Source organism: Geodermatophilus sp. SYSU D00663 (assembly GCF_054050655.1).
In genome coordinates, this window is sequence record NZ_JBJGZT010000014.1 from 92219 (window position 1) to 108477 (window position 16259).

A 16259-nucleotide genomic window follows, 5' to 3' on the forward strand; every position below is an offset into this window, starting at 1 on the left:
CCCGGCCCGCGGGCGGCGGTCCCGCCCGTCTCCTGGAGGGCATCGGCGCCCCGCGCCGCGGCGTGCAGCCGGGCGCGGGGCGGCCTCCCCCTCGCGAGGGGCCCTCCTCAGACGAAGGCGCTCATCCCGGTCAGCGCCCGCCCGACGATCAGGCTGTTGATCTCCCGGGTGCCCTCGTAGGAGTAGAGGGCCTCGGCGTCGGCGAAGTACCGCACGACGTCGTTCTCCAGCAGGATCCCGTTGCCGCCGAACAGCTCGCGGGCCAGCGCCACCGTCTCGCGGGCGCGGCCGGTGACGAACGCCTTGGCCAGCGCGGCCTGCTCGTCCCGGAAGACGCCCTCCTCCTGCAGCTGCGACACCCGCACCGCCATGCCGAGGCTCGCGGTCACGTTGCCGGCCATCCGGGCGAGCAGGTCCTGGATCAGCTGGAAGCCGCCGATCGGGCGGCCGAACTGCTCGCGCTCCTTCGCGTAGGCGACCGCCGCCTCGAAGGCGCCCATCTGGCAGCCGACCGCGGACCACGCGACGCCGCCGCGGGTCAGCTTGAGCACCCGGTTGACGTCCGTGAAGGAGTTGCCGTGCTCGAGCTTGTTCCCCGCCGGCACGCGGCAGCCGTCGAAGACGATGTCGGCGTTCTGCACGGTGCGCAGGGCGTACTTGCCCTCCATCTTCGTGGGCGTGAACCCGGGCGTGCCCTTCTCGACGACGAAGGTCTTGACCGCGTCGTCGGCGACGTCGCGGGCGAACACCACGACGACGTCGGCGATGGTGCCGTTGCCGATCCACCGCTTGGCGCCGTCGATGACCCACTCGTCGCCGTCGCGGCGGGCGGTGGTCTCCAGGCCGCGGGCGACGTCGGAGCCGCCGTGCGGCTCGGTGAGCGCGAACGCGCCGACCTTGTCCAGCGCGACCATGTCCGGCACCCACCGGGCGCGCTGCTCGTCGGAGCCCAGCAGCACGATCGAGCCCATCGACAGGCCGTTGTGCACGCCGAGGAACGTGGCCATCGACGGGTCGACCCGCGCGGCCTCCAGCGCGATGAACCCGGTGAACAGCCGGGAGGCGCGCGGCCGGTGCTCCAGGTCGTAGCTGCGCCCGACCATGCCCTCCTCGGCGAAGCGCGGCACCAGGTCCATCGGGAACTCCGCCGCGGCCCAGGCGTCGTTGACCCGGGGCCGGACCTCCTCGGCCAGGAAGCGCCGGATGCCCGCCAGCTCCTTGCGCTCGTCGTCGTCCAGCAGCGTCTCGTAGCCGTAGAGGTCGCCGGGCAGCTCGTCGGTCATCGCAGGGTCCTCCGTCGGTGGGTGGCCCCTCCCCTACCCGGGACGGCGCACCTCGACCGCGGCGGTCGGGAACGGCGCGGTGGCCGCCTCCGCGGCCGCGGTCACCGCGAACCCGCGCTCCCCCGCCACCCGCGCCACGGCCGCCCGCACCCGGTCCCGGTCGTCCGGGCGCATGACCGAGAACCCGAGGACCACGCGGCCGCCGGGGTCGAGCACCCGCGCGACGACGTCCCACTCCGGCGCCGGGGGCGTCCAGAACGCCCGGACGTCGACGGCGACGACGGCGTCGAAGCGCTCGCCGGCCAGGTCGGCGTCGAGCAGCGGCGCGGCGAGGACCCGCACCCGGCCGGCGTCGACCGCCTCCCGGTTGCGGCGGGCGGCCGCGGCGGCCATCCGCGCCGACCGGTCCACCGCGACCACCCGCCCGTCGCCGACCGCGGCCGCGAGCTCCGTGACCAGCACGCCGGCGCCGCAGCCGACCTCGAGCACCCGCTCCCCCGGCGCCGCCGCGACGACGCCGGCGACGAACGCCAGCCGGTCGGAGGCGGCGCGGGCGGTCACCCGTGCGCCCTCTCAGACGTGGGCCTGGCCGGTGGAGGCGCTGGTGCCGCCGTCGACGGCCAGCACCGCGCCGGTGACGTACCGCGCACCCTCGGAGGCGAGGAACAGCACCGACGGCGCGATGTCCTCCGGCTCCCCGGGCCGTCCCAGGGCGATGCGGTTGCGGAAGGGCGCGAGCGACTCGTCGTCGCGGGGGGCGTCGGCGTTGAGCTCGGTGAACGTGAACGCGGGGGCGACGGCGTTGAGCCGCACGCCGCGCGGGCCCCAGTCGAGCGCCAGCGACCGCACGAAGTTGGTCACCGCCGCCTTGGTGGCGTTGTAGCCGGCCTGCCCCCAGTCGCCGCGCAGCCCCGACACCGAGGAGACGGCGACCAGGTTGCCGCCGGACTCCGCCAGCCGCGGCAGCGCGGCCTTGGCGAGGTGGAAGAACGCGTCGACGTTGGTGGCGCGCATCTGCTCCCACGCCTCGTCGGCGAGGTCGGTGACCTCCCCGCTCTCGTAGCCGGCCGCGTTGCTGACCACGACGTCGAGCCGGCCGAACCGGTCGACGACGTCGGCGACCAGCCGCCGCACCTGGGCCGGGTCGGAGACGTCCGCGGGCAGCGCCGCGCCGCGCTCGGCGGGCACGCCCTCGAGGGCGGACTCGAGCCGGTCCCGCCGGCGGCCGGTGATCGCGACGGTGGCGCCGGCGTCGAGGAAGGCCCGGGTGATCGCCAGGCCGATGCCGGTCCCGCCGCCGGTGACGAGGACGACGGAGCCGGTGAAGTCGAAGGTCGCAGAACCGCTCATGCCCTGCTCCTCCCCCGCGGCGCCCGCGCGGAACCGTGGCTCAGGCCAGCGCGGCGGTGAGGACCGCCACCAGCCGGGCGACCTCCCCCGGGTCCGGCGCGTGGTCGGGGTTGACCTCCGTGAGGCACAGGCCGCGGAAGCCGTCCTCGGCGCACAGCCGGCGCAGCACCGCGGCGACGACCTCGAGCGGCAGCCCCCGCCCGTGGTCCGGCACGTCGGCCAGCGGCAGGTCGAGGAACTCGACGACGTCGACGTCGAGGTGCACGAGGAAGCCGTCGGGCCCGTCCACCGCCGCGGCGGCCCCCGCGGCGGCGCCGTCGGGGTCGGCCGCCACCTCGTCGGCCGGGACGGCGGCGAGGCCGATCCGGCGCGCCGTCGTCGCGTCCGGCTCGGCGTCCCGGGCGCCCACCGCCACGACGTCGTCCACCGCCAGCAGCGGCCGGACCGGGCCGACCGCGAGCAGGTCGGGATCGCACCCGGGCAGCGCCAGCACGTGGGCCAGCGCCATCGAGTCCGCGACGCCGGTCGGGTTGTCGGCCGGCGTGCGCAGGTCGACCCCGCCGTCGAGGTACACCAGCCCCGGGGACCGGCCGGTGGCGCGGGCACCGGCGACCAGCCCCACCGTCGTCGTGCACTCGCCGCCGACCACGACCGGCGTCCGGCCGGCGTCCAGCGTCGTGGCGACCGCGTCCCGCACCGCGGCCAGGCCGGCGACGACGCGGGCGGCGTCGCGCACCCGCCCCGCCGGGGCCGGGCCGGCGGCCCACCGGACCGGCGGGAACAGCTCCCGGACGGCGACCTCCCGGGCCCGTCCGAGCTCTCCGGCCAGGCCCGCCGCGGTGAGGGCCGCCCAGGCGCGCTCCTGCCCGGGCCAGTGCGCCGCGGCGCTGGAGGGGGCGGCCAGCAGGTCGAGCGGGCGGCGCGGGCTCATGGCGGTGTCCTACCGCCGGGTGCCGACAGGGTGCGCCGGTTTGACACCGTGACACCGATCGGTGTCACATGGAGGACGTGTCCGGCACGAGCGTCCTGGCGACCGACGGGCTGAGCCTGATCGCCACCGCCGGGTTCTCCGTGCCGGCGGCGGTCCTGGTCGCGGTCGTCGTCGCCGTGGTGGTGCGCGACCGGCGGCTGGCCGCCCGCGAGCGCGACGGGCTCGACGGCTCCCACGAGCCCATCGACGAGCCGTCGGCCGGCCGCGACGGGTAGGCGACCCGGCTCACTCCTCGGCGAGCGCGCCGAGCTCGGCCTCGACCGCGGCGCCGACCGCGGCGGCCATCTCGGTGCGGAAGCTCGCCAGCAGCGCCTGCGCGGCGGCCGGCTGCAGCCGGTCCACCACGGCCCGCACCCGGGCGAGCTGGTCCGGCGGCGAGCCCTCCGCGAACAGCGCGCGCCACCCGGTCTCGACGTACATGCCGACGTAGGTGGCCGCGATCTCCCGCACCAGCTCGATGACCCGGGCCTGGGCGGCGATGAGCGCCGACGGCGGCACGCCGAGCCGGACGACCTGCAGGCCCGCGGTCAGCAGCGGCGGGTCGGTGACCCGCAGCCGGCCGTCGTCGAGCCGCTCGACCAGGCCGAGCCGGACCATCTCGTCGACGGTGGCCGGGTCCACCGGCACGCCCGCCCGGGCGGCGAGCTCCTCGGCGGTGGTCTCCTCCGGCTCCGGCGGCAGCCAGGGCGCGAGCAGCGCGCGGTGCAGCGCGAGGGTGGCCGAGCCGCCGACGGCGGGGGCGGTGGCCAGCGTCCGCTCGATGACGGCGAGGGAGTAGCCCTCGGCGAGCATCTCGCGCACCAGCAGCAGCCGGGCGACGTGCTCGGGGCCGTAGTAGCCGGTGCGCCCCACCAGCCGGGGCGGGGGCAGCAGCCCGCGGGCCGCGTACGCCCGCACGTTGCGCACGGTGATGCCCACCCGCGCGGCGAGCTCGTCGACCGTCATCTCCCGCTCGCCGTCGTGCTCGGCAGCCCGCTCCTCAGCCTCCATCAGGACCCGATCGTAACGGTGTAGGTGATGTGCCACTTTGCCATGTGACGTCGATCAGTGTTCTATAGCGGCGTGACGTCCCTGGGACCAGTGCTGCTCGCCGTGGAGGACCGTCCCGCCGGCGGTGCCGCCGTCGGCGAGGTCGTGCTCGCCTCCGCCATCGGGTTCGCCCTCACCGCCGTCCTGCTCGGCCTGGTGTGGGCCCACCGCACCCGCCGGACGACGGTGCTCGCCCGCGCCGGGAGCGCCCTCGGCCGGGCCACCCACGTCCCCGGCTGGGTCGCCCTCCCGACCGTGCTGACGACGGCGTCGCTGCTGGTCGCGCTGCTCGGGATGATGTGGGACATCGCGCTGCACGTCGGCGTCGGCCGCGACGAGGGCCCGCTGGCCAACCCCGCGCACTACCTCATCCTGTTCGGCCTGTTCGGGGTCTTCGCCGGTGGCGTGCTGGCCTGCTCCATGCCGCTGGACGAGCGCCCCGGCCCGGCCGCCGTCCGGTTCGTCCGCGGCTGGGACGTCCCGGTCGGCGGCGTGCTGCTCACCGCCGCGGGCTTCTACGCCCTGCTCGGCTTCCCCCTCGACGACGTCTGGCACCGCCTGTTCGGCCAGGACGTCACGCTGTGGGGCCCCACCCACCTCATGCTCATCGGCGGCGCCGGCCTGTCGATCGTCGGGCTGCTGGTGCTGGAGACGGAGGGCCACGGCGACCGGGTGCACGGCGACCGGGTGCACGGCGACCGGGTGCACGGTGGCCGGGTGCACGGTGGCCGGGTGCACGGCGGCCGCGAGGGGGGCGACCGCGCCCGGTTCCTCCGCCGGGCCTCGGCCATGGGCGGCCTGCTGCTGGGCCTGTCGGTGTTCCAGGGCGAGTTCGACTTCGACGTCCCGCAGTTCCGCCTGGTGCTCGAGCCGTTCATGATCGCCGGCGCCGCGGGGGCCGCGCTGGTCGCCGCCCGGCTCTGGATGGGCCGGGGCGGGGCGCTGGCCGCCGCCGGGTTCTTCCTCGTCGTCCGCGGCACGATCGCCGTCGTCGTCGGCCCGGTCCTCGGCGAGATCACGCCGCAGTTCCCGCTCTACCTCGGCTCCGCGCTGCTGGTGGAACTGCTCGCGCTGGCCTGGCCGCTCGCCCGCCGCCCGCTGGCCTTCGGCGCCGTCGCCGGCGTGCTGGTCGGGACCGTCGGCACGGCGGTCGAGGGCCTGTGGACCCGGGTCACCCAGGTGCTCGAGTGGAACGGCGACGTCCTGGTCGAGGGCACCCTCATGGCCGTCGTCGGGGGCGTCGCGGGCGGGCTGATCGGCGCGCTGCTCGCGCTCGGCCTGCGCCGCCGGCTGCCGCGCCCCGCCGTGGCGCGCGGCGTGCTCGTCCTGGGCCTGCTGGCCCTCGCCGGCGGCGTGGCCAACGGGCTGGTCGCGACCGTGCCCGGCGACCTCGAGGCCACCCTCGCGATCGAGGACGTCACCACCGACCCGCGGACGGCGCACGTCACCGTGCGGCTGGACCCCGCCGACGCCCTCGACGACCCGGCGTGGGTGCAGATCACCGCGTGGCAGGGCCAGGGGCTGGTCGTCACCGACCTCGAGCGCACCGGGCCGGGTGAGTACCGGACCACCGAGCCGGTGCCGGTGCACGACGACTGGAAGACGATGCTGCGCATCCACGACGGCCGCGTGCTCACCGCGGTGCCGGTCTACCTGCCCGAGGACCCGGCCATCCCGGCCGGCGAGATCGCCGCCACCGACGGGGTCACCCGCGCGGCGGTCCCGGAGGTCGACCTGCTGCAGCGGGAGCTGAAGGACGCCGGCGGCGGGCTGTGGACCGTGGCCAACCTCGTGGTCCTGGCCTGCACGATCGCGATCGTCGCGGCCATCTCCTGGGGCGTGGCCCGCTGCTCGCGCCGCGGCAGCGCCGGCGAGCGGTCCCCCGACCGGCCGGTGGGCAGCACGGCCCCGGCGCCGAGCGGGGCCGGCCGGTGACCCGCCGCCTGGCCCTGGCCGCTCTCGCGGTCGTGGCCCTGAGCGGCTGTGCCGGGACCGCACCGTCCGACGCGGGCGCGCCGTCGGCGACGGCGGCTCCGTCCTCGGCCCCGCCCCCGGCCCCGTCCTCGGCCGCACCCACCCCGGCCGGCCGCGCGCTCGCGGTGCAGGTCGCCGGCGGGCGGGCCACCGGCGACACCGGCCGCGTCCCCGTCCCCCTCGGGGAGCAGGTGACCCTCACCGTGACCGGTGACGCCGCCGACGAGGTGCACGTGCACGGCTACGACCTGGAGGCCGCGCTCGCCCCGGGCACGCCCGCGACGGTGCGGTTCACCGCGGACATCCCCGGGGTGTTCGAGGTGGAGCTGCACGGGACGGGCACGGTGCTGCTGTCGCTGCAGGTCGGGTGACCGTCCTCGCGCACGGCGTCGGGTCGCGCACCGACCTGCCGCTCCCCCTCGGCCTGGCGCTCTACGGCGCGGGCGCGGCGATCCTGGTCAGCTTCACCGTCCTACTGCTGTTCTGGCGCCGGCCGAGGCTCGGCGACGCCGCCTCCGGGCACCCGCTGCCGGCCTGGGTGCAGCGCGCCGCGGACAGCGCTCCGCTGCGCCGGGGCCTGCAGGCGGTCGCGCTCGCCGTCGCCGTGCTCGTCCTGGCGGTGGCGCTGGCCGGCCCCGACGACACGGCGGACAACCTCGCGCCCTGGGTCCTCTACGTGACCTTCTGGGTGGGGCTGGTGCCGGTGAGCCTGCTGCTCGGGCCGGTGTGGCGGGTGCTCAACCCGCTGCGGCTGCTCGCCCGCGGCCTGCGGGTGCTCACGGGACCGCCGCGCGGCGCCGACCGGCTGCCGGCGCTGGGGCTGTGGCCGGCGGCCGGCTCGCTGCTGGCCTTCGTCTGGCTGGAGCTGGTGTACCCGGGCCGGTCGGAGCCGGTCGCGGTCGCGGTCTTCCTCGCCGCCCACGCGGTCGTGCACCTGGCCGCGGCGGCCTGGTTCGGCGAGGGGTGGTTCGCCCGCGGCGACGGCTTCGAGGTGTACTCGGCCGTCCTCGGCCGGCTGTCGGTCGTCGGCCGGCGCGACGACGGCGTGGTCGTCGTCCGCTCGCCGCTGACCAACGCGATGGCCGGCCCGGACTCCCCGGGACTGGCCGCCGTCGTGGTGGTGCTGCTCGGCTCCACCGGCTTCGACGGGCTCTCCCGCACCGCGTGGTGGCAGACCGGCCCGGGGGCGGCCGGCGACACCGCCTCGGGCACCGTCGGACTGGTCGCGTGCACCGCGCTGGTCGCGGTCCTGTACCTGCTGGGCACCCGGCTCTCGGGCCGCCTCGGCCGCCTCCCGCTGGGCCCGCAGCCCCGGCTGTACGCGGCGTCGGTGGTGCCGATCGCGGTCGGCTACACCGTGGCGCACTACTTCTCGCTGCTCGCCCTCGACGGGCAGACGACGTGGATCCTCGCCAGCGACCCGTTCGGAACCGGCGCCGACCTGTTCGGCACGGCGGCCGACGTGGTGGACCTGCGCGCGGTGAGCCCCGACGTCATCGCCTGGGTGCAGGTCGGCGCGGTGGTGCTGGGCCACGTCGTCGGCGTGCTGCTGGCCCACGAGAAGGTGCTGCGCGTGGCGCCGCGGGCCCCGGCGTCGGACCAGCTGCCGCTGGTGCTGGTGATGGTGCTGTTCACCGTCGCGGGCCTGGGCCTGCTGTTCGGCTTCTGACCCGCCCGCGCTCAGCCGCGCTGGCGGCGCCGGCGGCCGGCGAAGGCCCGCTTCACCCGGCGCCAGCGGTTCGGGGTGTGCTCGGCGTCGAGCAGCTCGGTCTCGGCGAGCAGCCGCTCCACCGGGTCGAGCTCCGGCGCCTCGAAGGCGACCAGCGAGCGCCCGGCCGGCCGCATCAGCGCGTCGACGGCGCGGACCAGCGACCCGCCGTGCTCCTCCACCGCGGCCGCGACCTCCTCCGGCGCGACCCCGAGGTGCTCCCCGAGCAGGCGGTGGCGCATGCCCAGGACCGCCGCGGCCAGCTCGTCGTGGCGCGGGTCGCCGGTGCGGGCCTCGATCGACAGGTCGCACTCGGTGTCCAGGCCCATCGAGCGGTTGTTGAGGTTGGCCGAGCCGATCCGCAGCAGCCGGTCGTCGAGGCAGGTCACCTTGGCGTGCACGTAGATCGGCCGGCGCTCCTCGGTGACCGGCACGAGCAGCCGGAACCGGTCGTACCGGTCGGCGCGGGTGACCAGGTCGAACAGCTTCACCCGGGCGGTGTCCATGGCCTTGCTCTCCAGCCAGCCGTCGGCCGACCGCGGCAGGACGACGACGAACTCCGGCCCGTCGGGCTCCTGCAGCCGCTCGGCGATCGCCTCGGCGACCCGGCGGTTGGCGAAGTACTGCGTCTCGACGTAGACGGTGCGCCGGGCGGCCGCGACCACGGCCAGCCACAGCAGCTCGATCTCGTGCACCAGCTCGGCGCCGCCGTACTCGGGGCGGGTGCGCGAGACCGCGACGTCGACGTCGGTGAGGAAGGTCTCGACCTCCTCGGGCCAGCAGGCCTCGACGTCGGTCACCGGCTCCAGGTGCTCCCCGGTGCCGCTCTCCCAGCGCTCGCGGGCGAGGTCGCCGATCGCGCGGGCGGCCGGGCCGGAGACCAGGCTGGTGACGTCGTGCCAGGGCCCGCGCAGGCGGGTGGTGTGCGGCCGGTGCCGCAGCGGGTGGCGGTCGCGGTGCTCGGAGGTGTCCCAGCGGTCGGCGGTGACGTCGATGCCGCCGGCGAAGGCCAGGCAGTCGTCGATGACGACGATCTTCTGGTGGTGCGCACCGCCGAGCGGGTGGTGCGTGTCGACGGTGAACCGCAGCCGGTCGGGGGTGCGCCGGTCGAGCAGCACGATGGGGGCCATGCGGCGGGTGAGCGCCACCACCATGCCGAGGTCCCACTGCAGGACGCCGATCTCCAGCCGCGGGTTGGCGCGGACGGCGTGCTCGAGCACGCGGCCCAGGCGGTCGTCGCGGGCGCGGCCGGGCGTGCGCGGGTCCATCCGGATGCGCGGGTCGAAGTCCCAGCCGATGAACAGCACCCGGCGCTCGGCGCGCAGCACCGCGCGCTTGAGGGTGGCGAAGTAGTCGGCGGCGTCGACGAAGACGGCGTGGCGGTCGGCGCGCTCGATCCGCCAGCAGGTCTCCCCGGGGACGAGCAGCGTGTCGTCGGACGGGGCGGGGACCGGAGCGGTCCGGGCGGCCGGGAGGGAGGGGATGCGTGCGGTCGTCCCGGCGGCGTCGGCGCTCTCGATCACCCCGGCAGTCTGCCGACCTGCGCAAGCGGCCGCGCCGCACCCTCCCCCGTCCGGGGTGGGGTCAGCCGTGCGCCCGGTCGACCACGCGGAACCGGTCGCGCTCGGGGTCGGCGAGGACGACGGGGTCGGGATCGTCGGGGTGGGCGTCCCGTCCACGCGCTCGGCGCCGAGGCCCACCAGCCGCTGCACCTCGGCGGTCTGCTCGGCGGCGGCGCACGCCCACATCGTCGCCGCGGGACGCAGCGGACGGTGCCGCGGCGCACGCCGGTGCGTCACGCTGTCCGCCGTGGAGCCCCGGGGGGACGGCGGAGCGCCCCCCGCCGGCGAGGTCGACCGGACCCGGCACCTCGCCCGGCGGGCCGAGGCCGTGCGGCGCCGTGCCGAGGACCTCCTGCTCCGCAAGGAGGCACTGGCCGACGCGCTCGCCCGGACCTCCCGCACCATCGCCGACACCGAGACGCGGCTCGCCGAGACCCTCGACCAGCTCGCCGAGACCCGCCCGGAGGACGGCGAGCGGCTCCGCCGCGAGGCCCGCGAGGCCCGCGAGTTCGCGTCGCGGGAGCGCGACCGCGCCGCCGAGCGCGGGGCGGACCGGCCGTCCTGAGACCCGACGACGGGCACGGACGGTCGCGCGACGACCCGGACGGGTTCGGAACGCCGGCGACGGGGCACTGCTGCCGGGACATCCCCGGACCGGAACGAGCCCATGGACCTGGAGCCCTGGCCGCGGCGGCCGTGTCCCGAGACCACGGGACCCCGCTACGAGTGCGAGATCTCCCACGCCGCGGACCTGCGCACCGTACGGGCGCAGCTGCGGGTCTGGGCGGCGGGCGGGGCCGAGGGGTCCGACGCGGACGGAGCGGTCGTCGACGACCTCGTGGTGGCCGTCGACGAACTGGCGTCCAACGGCCTCCGGCACGGCCGCGCACCCGTGCGGGTCCTCGCCGTCCGCACGGGGCGGGGAGTGCTGCTCGACGTCAGTGACGGCGATCCGCGCACCGCACCCGAGCCCGCGGCCGACCGGGATCCCGCCTTCGGCGGCATGGGCCTGCGCATGGTCGCCCACCTCAGCGTCGACCGCGGGTGGACCGTCGCCGACGACCGCAAGCACGTCTGGGCCCGCTTCGGCGCCGGGTGAGGTCCGCGCCCGCGGTCAGGCGTCCGGGCGGCGGGGCGACCGCGCCGACGAGGCGCGGCCGGCGTCGGCGCCGTGCGCGCTGTCCCGCCGGCGCGGGGGACCTCCGTACCAGTCCAGGCACACCACCGTGGCGTCGTCGCGGAGGTCGCCGCCGGTCGCGCGCAGGACCGCGGCCCCCAGTTCCTGGACGACCTGCCGGGGGTGGAGGTCCGCGGTGTCGCGGAGGGCCGCCGCGACGTCCAGGACGGCGGCGTTGCGCTCCTGCATCCCGTCGGTGAGGAGGACCACGCGGTCCCCCGGTACCAGCCGGAGCTCCTGGGGCCGGAAGGACGCGCGGGGCACGACACCGAACGGCGGCTCGACGTCCAGGCCGATCTCCTGCACCCTGCGGTCCCGCAGCCGCAGCGGCAGCGGGTGACCGGCGTTCACGACCACGGCCGTCCCGGACGACAGGTCCACGCGCAGGAGCTGCCCGGTGACGAACTGCCCGGCCGCGGCGTCGTCGGCGAGGGCGTCGTTGGCGTAGCGGGCCTGCCCGGCGAGGTCCAGGCCCTTCCGGCGGGCGTTGCGCAGGGCGCCCACGAGCAGCGTGGCCAGCAGGGCGGCCCGGACCTCGTGACCGACGGCGTCGGTGACGGACACGTGCAGCGAGTCCTGGTTGAGGGTGTAGTCGAAGGTGTCCCCGCCCACCGAGGCGGCCGGCTCGAGCCAGCCGGCGAGGGTGAACTGCCCGGCCTCGCAGGTGTAGGACGCCGGGAGCAGCCGGCGCTGGATCTCCGCGGCCAGGGAGAACGGGGTCGTGCGCTGACCCCACTCGAACACGTCGGTGTACCGGCGGGCGGCGATGACCACGTAGGCCAGGGCGTGCGCGGCGGCGGCGACGTCGGCGACCACCGCCGGGTCCGGGTGCGCCGGCAGGACCAGCTCCAGCAGCCCGATCGCGTCCCCCCGGTCGCTGACCGGGGCGACCACCAGGGCCCCGTCGTCGAGCGGTCGCACGTCGACCTCCTGGGTCCGCAGCACGCGGTCGTAGACGGTGCCGGACAGCGGCAGGGTCTCCGCGTGCGCGCCCGCCTGCGAGCGACCGCCCTCGGCTCCGGCGATCCCCGTGGTGAGACGCACGACGGCGCGGCCGCTGAAGTCGGCGATGAGGAAGGTCAGGTCCCGCGCCCCGAGCATCTCCGCGAGCGCCTCCGCCGCGGCCTGCAGGGCCCCGATCGGCGCCGTCCCCTCGACCCGCTCGAGCAGGACGCCGACGTCGAGGCCGGAGACCGGCCGCATCGACATGGGGCAACTCTAGGGAGGAGTCCCCGGCTGCCGTGCGGCCGCGCCGACCCCGTACGACGACGAGGGTCCGACCTGTGTCGCCGCAGGTCCGACCCAGCTGCAACCACGACTGCGACCACGTCGGCGGACCCGCGCCCGGCTGAGGCCCTGCCGTCTCCCGACGTCACCGAGGCGGTTCGAGGACGCCCGACGACGTCCGAGACCGCCACTGTGCCGGCCAGGCAGTCGGATAGGGTCACCTCCAGCGCCCGGCGTCGGGCGTCGATGTTGCGTCAGGCAGCGGCGTAGCCCAGATGCGGAGCCCACCGTGGGGTTCGCCGCCGAGGTCGTGCCCCGGTATCGATCAGACCGGAGGCCTGCGGTGGCCCACAGCGGGAAGCAACGGTCCACGAGAGCAGCGGAGGCCCTGGAGCACCTGGGCCAGAGGTCCTTGCAGGAACTCTCCATGGAGAGCCTGCTGCAGTCGATGGCGGACCTCACCAAGAGGGTCATGCCCGGTGACCCGGAGGCATCGGTCACGCTGCTGATCGGGGACGAGCCGCGAACGGTCGTCGACACCGGGCCACTGGCCCTCGGCCTCGACGAGGCCCAGTACCGCCGCGGGGACGGGCCGTGCCTGCACACCGCCCACGACGGCGTCCTGGTCGAGATCAGCGACACCCGCGTGGACAGCCGGTGGCCCGACTACGGCCGCTACGTCGCCGAGCACGGCGTCCTCAGTCTGCTGGCCGTGCCCCTGGTCCTCGCCGGGGAGGAGCAGGTCGCGGGATCGCTGAACGTCTACGCCCGGAGGCCGGAGGCCTTCGACGAGGCCAGCCGAGCGGTGGCCACCGGGTTCGCCCCCTACGCGGCGGTCGCCGCCGGAACCGTCCAGGCGTACCGCAGGGCCCGGCAGACGGCCGACGACCTCCGGATCGCGCTCGAGTCCCGAGCGGTCATCGAGCAGGCCAAGGGCATCCTGATCGAGCGCCACAGGCTGACCCCCGATCAGGCCTTCGAAGCCCTCGCCACGGTGTCCATGAGGAGGAACGTCAAGGTCCGCGAGATCGCCGAGCGCCTCGTCCTCACCGGCGAACTGCCGCTCGTCCCAGCCCGGCCCCCACGATCCACTGGGCAGGCGGTGCACTGGCGAGACGCATAGCGTCTGCTTGCACCCCGAGCAGCCGCGGCGGCCACCCGGGGGGCGTGCCGCGGTCAGGCCCCGCCACTCCAGACCCGGGGTGGCGGGGCCGCCCTCCGCACACCCGAGGCGCCGGCGCGGTGGCCTGCCTCCGACGCGAGCGACGGGACCGGCCGACGGACGATGCAGCTGCGCCCGTTTCGCCGACTCACGCGCCGAAGACGGCCGGCGACTTCGCCGACGGGGAACGGACCAGGTGGATCAGACCGGACGCCGCAGCTCCGACCCTCCTGACGGAGCGCCACCGGCCGGCTCGCCTGCACGCGTCTCGCACGCCTTCACGAGCACGGCGACGCACACGGTCCTGCTCCCCCGGGGGTTCCGCCTGTCCGCGAGCGGCACCTCCGAGCCCGACCTGCCGGGGACACGTCCGGGACGTCGTCGAGCCGGCTAGGCCTCGCTGCTCGGGTGCGGCTCGCACCGTCGACGACGGCCTGGGCGATGTCGCGGAGCTTGCGGTTGGACCGCCGCGAGGCGGTCGCGAGCAACTGGAAGGCCTCGGCCGCGTTGCAGCGTCGCTGGCTCATCAGGATGCCCTTGGCCTGTTCGATGACAGCGCGCGTCTGCATCGCCCGGTCCAGGTTCTCGGCGAGCTCGCGGGTGCTCTCGTAGAGGTGCATGTTGTGCACCGCCACGGCGACGTAGGAGGCGAACGCTCGAGCGACGTCTCTGGCCTCGTCGTCGAACGCGGCAGCCTCGACCGCGTAGAGGTCCAGTGCACCGTGGACGGTCTGTCGTACCGGTACGGGGACCGACATGGAGCTCAGGGAGCCGCGTTCGACGCACACCTGGGCGTAGTCCGGCCAGCGCCTCTCCTCGCGCGCGTCGGTGATCGCGCGGATCTCCTCACCGACCGCCGCCTCCAGGCAGGGACCGTAGCCGCGACCGTACTGCGACTCGTCGAGGTCGAGCGCCAGCTTGCCGGTGAAGGCGGCGGTGGTGGCCTTGTCGTTCTCCACCAGGCTGACCGAGGCCTCCGCGACGCCGGGGATGACCTGCTTGGCCAGGTCGGCGATCCTCTGCAGCATCGCGTCCAGGGAGGTGTCGCTGAAGGACAGCTGCCCGAGTTCGGCGAAGGCGTCGTGGACGTCCAGAGGCTCGGACGGCCGCTGATCGTCGTCGGGGCTCATCGCGGTCCGCTCCGTCAGGTCCGGCTGGTCGACGGAGGTCCTCGACCCCGGAGTGAGTCGCCCGTGACGGGTGGCCCGTGATCCGCTAGGCCACCTGCATGACCTGTCAGGGGCCGCTGATGCGGCGCCGCTGGCAACGTACTCGCCCGTCGGGGTCCCGTCCCCGAGCGGATGGGGCGTTGCCGCCGGCGTCGGAGGACGACGACCTGCTCGACGACACCCTCACCGTCCGGCACGCCGTGCACCGCGTCCGGGGCGGCGGGCTCGTCCACCAGGAGCCCAGGAGCGGGCACGCCCGAACGGCCGGCCGATCGACGCGAGGACGGACCACGACGCCTGGACGAAGCACGTCGTGCCGGCACCGGCCCGTGAGGCCGCCGACCGCACGGGCGCCGCGCTGCTCGTGGAATCAAACGGCGACCACGACTGCGACCAGAGACGACTCAGGCCGTCCTCCCGAGGGAGGACGGCCTGGTCACACGGGTGGAGCTGAGGGGACTCGAACCCCTGACCCCCACACTGCCAGTGTGGTGCGCTACCAGCTGCGCCACAGCCCCGTTCCTCGGCCCGCCCGGTCTCGCTCGGGCCACGGAGAACTATACGACGTCCGGCACGGCCCCCTGCGGCGGGGGGGCGTCCCGCGCGTCGCGGGTCAGACCTCGACCCCGCGCTCGGCCAGCCACGGCACCGGGTCGATCCTGCGACCGTCCATCCCGCCCTGGTGCACCTCGAAGTGCAGGTGCGGCCCGGTCGACTGGCCGCGGTTGCCCAGCAGCGCGATGGTCTCGCCGGCCTCCACGTACTGGCCGGGCTCGACGAGGATCTCCTCCATGTGGCCGTAGACGGTGACGTCGCCGTTCTCGTGGAGGACGTAGACGGCCAGGCCGAAACCGCTGGCCGCACCGGCCCGGACGACGACGCCGTCCACGGCCGCGTACTCCGGCGTCCCGATGGGGGCGGCCAGGTCGATGCCGTAGTGGAAGGTGCCCCACCGCGAGCCGTAGCCGCTGGTGAACCGCGCACCGTCGACCGGCAGCACGGCCTTGGGCCGTGCCGCCTCGCGGGCGGCCTCCGCGGCGGCGGCCTCGGCCGCGGCCCGCTCCGCGCGGCTGGCCGCGACCTCCTGCAGGCGCGCCTGCGCCTCCGCCTCGGTGATCGAGGCCATCGGCATGACCTCGAGGGACTCCTCGCCGGTGGCCAGCTCCATCTGCGCGCCGAGCACCGCCGTGGACCCGGCCTCCGCCCCGGACCCGCCGGGCACCCCGACGACCCCGGCGCCGATCGCGCCGGCCACGAGCGCGGCGAGCAGCAGCTGGGGACGGCGGTCGCGCAGGCCGCGACGGCGGGCGCGCGGGGCGGCGAGCGCGGTGGTGGCCGGTCCGGCGGCCGCGGCGGGGACGGGCAGGGCGGTGGTGGCCGGCGCGGGGACGTCGTCGGCGGCCTCGGCGGCGGACCGCGGGACGGGGACGCCGGCGGGGCGGACCGGCGGGAAGCCGCGCAGCGGGGACACCGGGTGGTCCGCCGCGGTCCAGGAGTCGCCGGTCCGGGGACCGGGCACCGCCGCGAGGGAGCCGCTGGCGGGACGGGTCAGCAGACCCGCATCACTCCGGTGACTGGCCAAGGCGCGTACCCCGCTCGCTCGTGGGAAGCGGCCCGTGCGGGCCCG

Annotated in this window: 16 protein-coding genes and 1 tRNA gene; 7 read left to right on the plus strand and 10 right to left on the minus strand. The window is 76.2% G+C overall.

What is annotated here, in order from left to right; translation table 11 throughout:
• Positions 1-107: 107 nt before the first annotated feature.
• The 4 genes from ACI79Z_RS12965 to ACI79Z_RS12980 are packed head-to-tail and all read right to left on the minus strand — an operon-like array spanning position 108 to position 3564.
• The gene (locus ACI79Z_RS12965) at positions 108-1283 is read right to left on the minus strand and encodes an acyl-CoA dehydrogenase family protein (RefSeq protein ID WP_387985917.1); all 1176 of its coding nucleotides are present in this window, start codon (positions 1281-1283) and stop codon (positions 108-110) included.
• 33 nt (positions 1284-1316) lie between these two features.
• Positions 1317-1844, minus strand: coding sequence for a methyltransferase domain-containing protein (locus ACI79Z_RS12970; protein WP_456902858.1), 528 nt, complete (start codon positions 1842-1844; stop codon positions 1317-1319).
• Between the two features lie 12 nt (positions 1845-1856).
• A complete protein-coding gene (locus ACI79Z_RS12975) occupies positions 1857-2633 on the minus strand; it encodes an SDR family NAD(P)-dependent oxidoreductase (RefSeq protein ID WP_456902859.1) in 777 nt (258 codons plus the stop codon).
• A gap of 40 nt (positions 2634-2673) precedes the next feature.
• Entirely contained in the window at positions 2674-3564 is an 891-nt protein-coding gene (locus ACI79Z_RS12980) for an arginase family protein (protein ID WP_456902860.1), read from the minus strand.
• A gap of 77 nt (positions 3565-3641) precedes the next feature.
• Between ACI79Z_RS12980 and ACI79Z_RS12985 the strand changes: the two genes are divergently transcribed.
• Complete coding sequence (locus ACI79Z_RS12985; RefSeq protein WP_387985928.1) at positions 3642-3839, plus strand: hypothetical protein; 198 nt, start codon at positions 3642-3644, stop codon at positions 3837-3839.
• A 10-nt stretch (positions 3840-3849) separates the two neighbouring features.
• Here the strand turns inward: ACI79Z_RS12985 and ACI79Z_RS12990 are convergent, their stop codons facing one another.
• Entirely contained in the window at positions 3850-4614 is a 765-nt protein-coding gene (locus ACI79Z_RS12990) for a MerR family transcriptional regulator (protein ID WP_456902861.1), read from the minus strand.
• 72 nt (positions 4615-4686) lie between these two features.
• On the opposite strand from ACI79Z_RS12990, the gene ACI79Z_RS12995 reads away from it, so the two are divergent.
• From ACI79Z_RS12995 to ACI79Z_RS13005, 3 genes are read left to right on the plus strand one after another with little or no spacing between them, the layout of a single operon-like run.
• Positions 4687-6588, plus strand: a complete 1902-nt coding sequence (locus tag ACI79Z_RS12995; RefSeq protein ID WP_456902862.1) for a hypothetical protein — start codon at positions 4687-4689, stop codon at positions 6586-6588.
• A complete protein-coding gene (locus tag ACI79Z_RS13000) occupies positions 6585-6998 on the plus strand; it encodes a cupredoxin domain-containing protein (protein ID WP_387985936.1) in 414 nt (137 codons plus the stop codon). Before ACI79Z_RS12995 ends, ACI79Z_RS13000 begins: the two co-directional genes overlap by 4 nt.
• Complete coding sequence (locus ACI79Z_RS13005; protein ID WP_456902863.1) at positions 6995-8296, plus strand: hypothetical protein; 1302 nt, start codon at positions 6995-6997, stop codon at positions 8294-8296. The genes ACI79Z_RS13000 and ACI79Z_RS13005 overlap by 4 nt, the downstream gene beginning before the upstream one ends.
• Before the next feature lie 11 nt (positions 8297-8307).
• Here the strand turns inward: ACI79Z_RS13005 and ACI79Z_RS13010 are convergent, their stop codons facing one another.
• Positions 8308-9858, minus strand: coding sequence for a phospholipase D-like domain-containing protein (locus tag ACI79Z_RS13010; RefSeq protein ID WP_387985942.1), 1551 nt, complete (start codon positions 9856-9858; stop codon positions 8308-8310).
• A gap of 286 nt (positions 9859-10144) precedes the next feature.
• On the opposite strand from ACI79Z_RS13010, the gene ACI79Z_RS13015 reads away from it, so the two are divergent.
• Together ACI79Z_RS13015 and ACI79Z_RS13020 are read left to right on the plus strand one after the other, a co-directional pair.
• Entirely contained in the window at positions 10145-10462 is a 318-nt protein-coding gene (locus ACI79Z_RS13015) for a hypothetical protein (RefSeq protein ID WP_387985945.1), read from the plus strand.
• A 102-nt stretch (positions 10463-10564) separates the two neighbouring features.
• Positions 10565-10996 (plus strand): ATP-binding protein, encoded by a 432-nt coding sequence (locus tag ACI79Z_RS13020; RefSeq protein ID WP_387985948.1) that lies wholly within the window; start codon positions 10565-10567, stop codon positions 10994-10996.
• A gap of 15 nt (positions 10997-11011) precedes the next feature.
• Here ACI79Z_RS13020 and ACI79Z_RS13025 read toward each other — a convergent pair whose 3' ends face one another.
• A complete protein-coding gene (locus tag ACI79Z_RS13025) occupies positions 11012-12283 on the minus strand; it encodes a PP2C family protein-serine/threonine phosphatase (RefSeq protein WP_456902864.1) in 1272 nt (423 codons plus the stop codon).
• 445 nt (positions 12284-12728) lie between these two features.
• Here ACI79Z_RS13025 and ACI79Z_RS13030 point away from each other — a divergent pair, with 445 nt between their 5' ends.
• The gene (locus tag ACI79Z_RS13030; RefSeq protein ID WP_456902865.1) at positions 12729-13424 is read left to right on the plus strand and encodes an ANTAR domain-containing protein; all 696 of its coding nucleotides are present in this window, start codon (positions 12729-12731) and stop codon (positions 13422-13424) included.
• 317 nt (positions 13425-13741) lie between these two features.
• Here ACI79Z_RS13030 and ACI79Z_RS13035 read toward each other — a convergent pair whose 3' ends face one another.
• From ACI79Z_RS13035 to ACI79Z_RS13045, 3 genes are all read right to left on the minus strand, one after another.
• Positions 13742-14593, minus strand: coding sequence for an ANTAR domain-containing protein (locus ACI79Z_RS13035; RefSeq protein WP_456902866.1), 852 nt, complete (start codon positions 14591-14593; stop codon positions 13742-13744).
• Between the two features lie 484 nt (positions 14594-15077).
• Positions 15078-15150 (minus strand) — tRNA-Ala (locus ACI79Z_RS13040).
• A gap of 95 nt (positions 15151-15245) precedes the next feature.
• Positions 15246-16151 (minus strand): M23 family metallopeptidase, encoded by a 906-nt coding sequence (locus ACI79Z_RS13045; RefSeq protein WP_456902867.1) that lies wholly within the window; start codon positions 16149-16151, stop codon positions 15246-15248.
• Between the last annotated feature and the right edge of the window lie 108 nt (positions 16152-16259).

Excerpts from the sequence above, each read along its gene's own strand:
- ACI79Z_RS12975 (WP_456902859.1), bottom strand. The coding sequence starts at position 2,633 with ATGAGCGGTTCTGCGACCTTCGACTTCACCGGCTCCGTCGTCCTCGTC.
- ACI79Z_RS13025 (WP_456902864.1), bottom strand. The coding sequence starts at position 12,283 with ATGTCGATGCGGCCGGTCTCCGGCCTCGACGTCGGCGTCCTGCTCGAG.
- ACI79Z_RS12980 (WP_456902860.1), bottom strand. The coding sequence starts at position 3,564 with ATGAGCCCGCGCCGCCCGCTCGACCTGCTGGCCGCCCCCTCCAGCGCC.
- ACI79Z_RS12965 (WP_387985917.1), bottom strand. The coding sequence starts at position 1,283 with ATGACCGACGAGCTGCCCGGCGACCTCTACGGCTACGAGACGCTGCTG.
- ACI79Z_RS13020 (WP_387985948.1), top strand. The coding sequence starts at position 10,565 with ATGGACCTGGAGCCCTGGCCGCGGCGGCCGTGTCCCGAGACCACGGGA.
- ACI79Z_RS12990 (WP_456902861.1), bottom strand. The coding sequence starts at position 4,614 with ATGGAGGCTGAGGAGCGGGCTGCCGAGCACGACGGCGAGCGGGAGATG.
- ACI79Z_RS13030 (WP_456902865.1), top strand. The coding sequence starts at position 12,729 with ATGGAGAGCCTGCTGCAGTCGATGGCGGACCTCACCAAGAGGGTCATG.
- ACI79Z_RS13035 (WP_456902866.1), bottom strand. The coding sequence starts at position 14,593 with ATGAGCCCCGACGACGATCAGCGGCCGTCCGAGCCTCTGGACGTCCAC.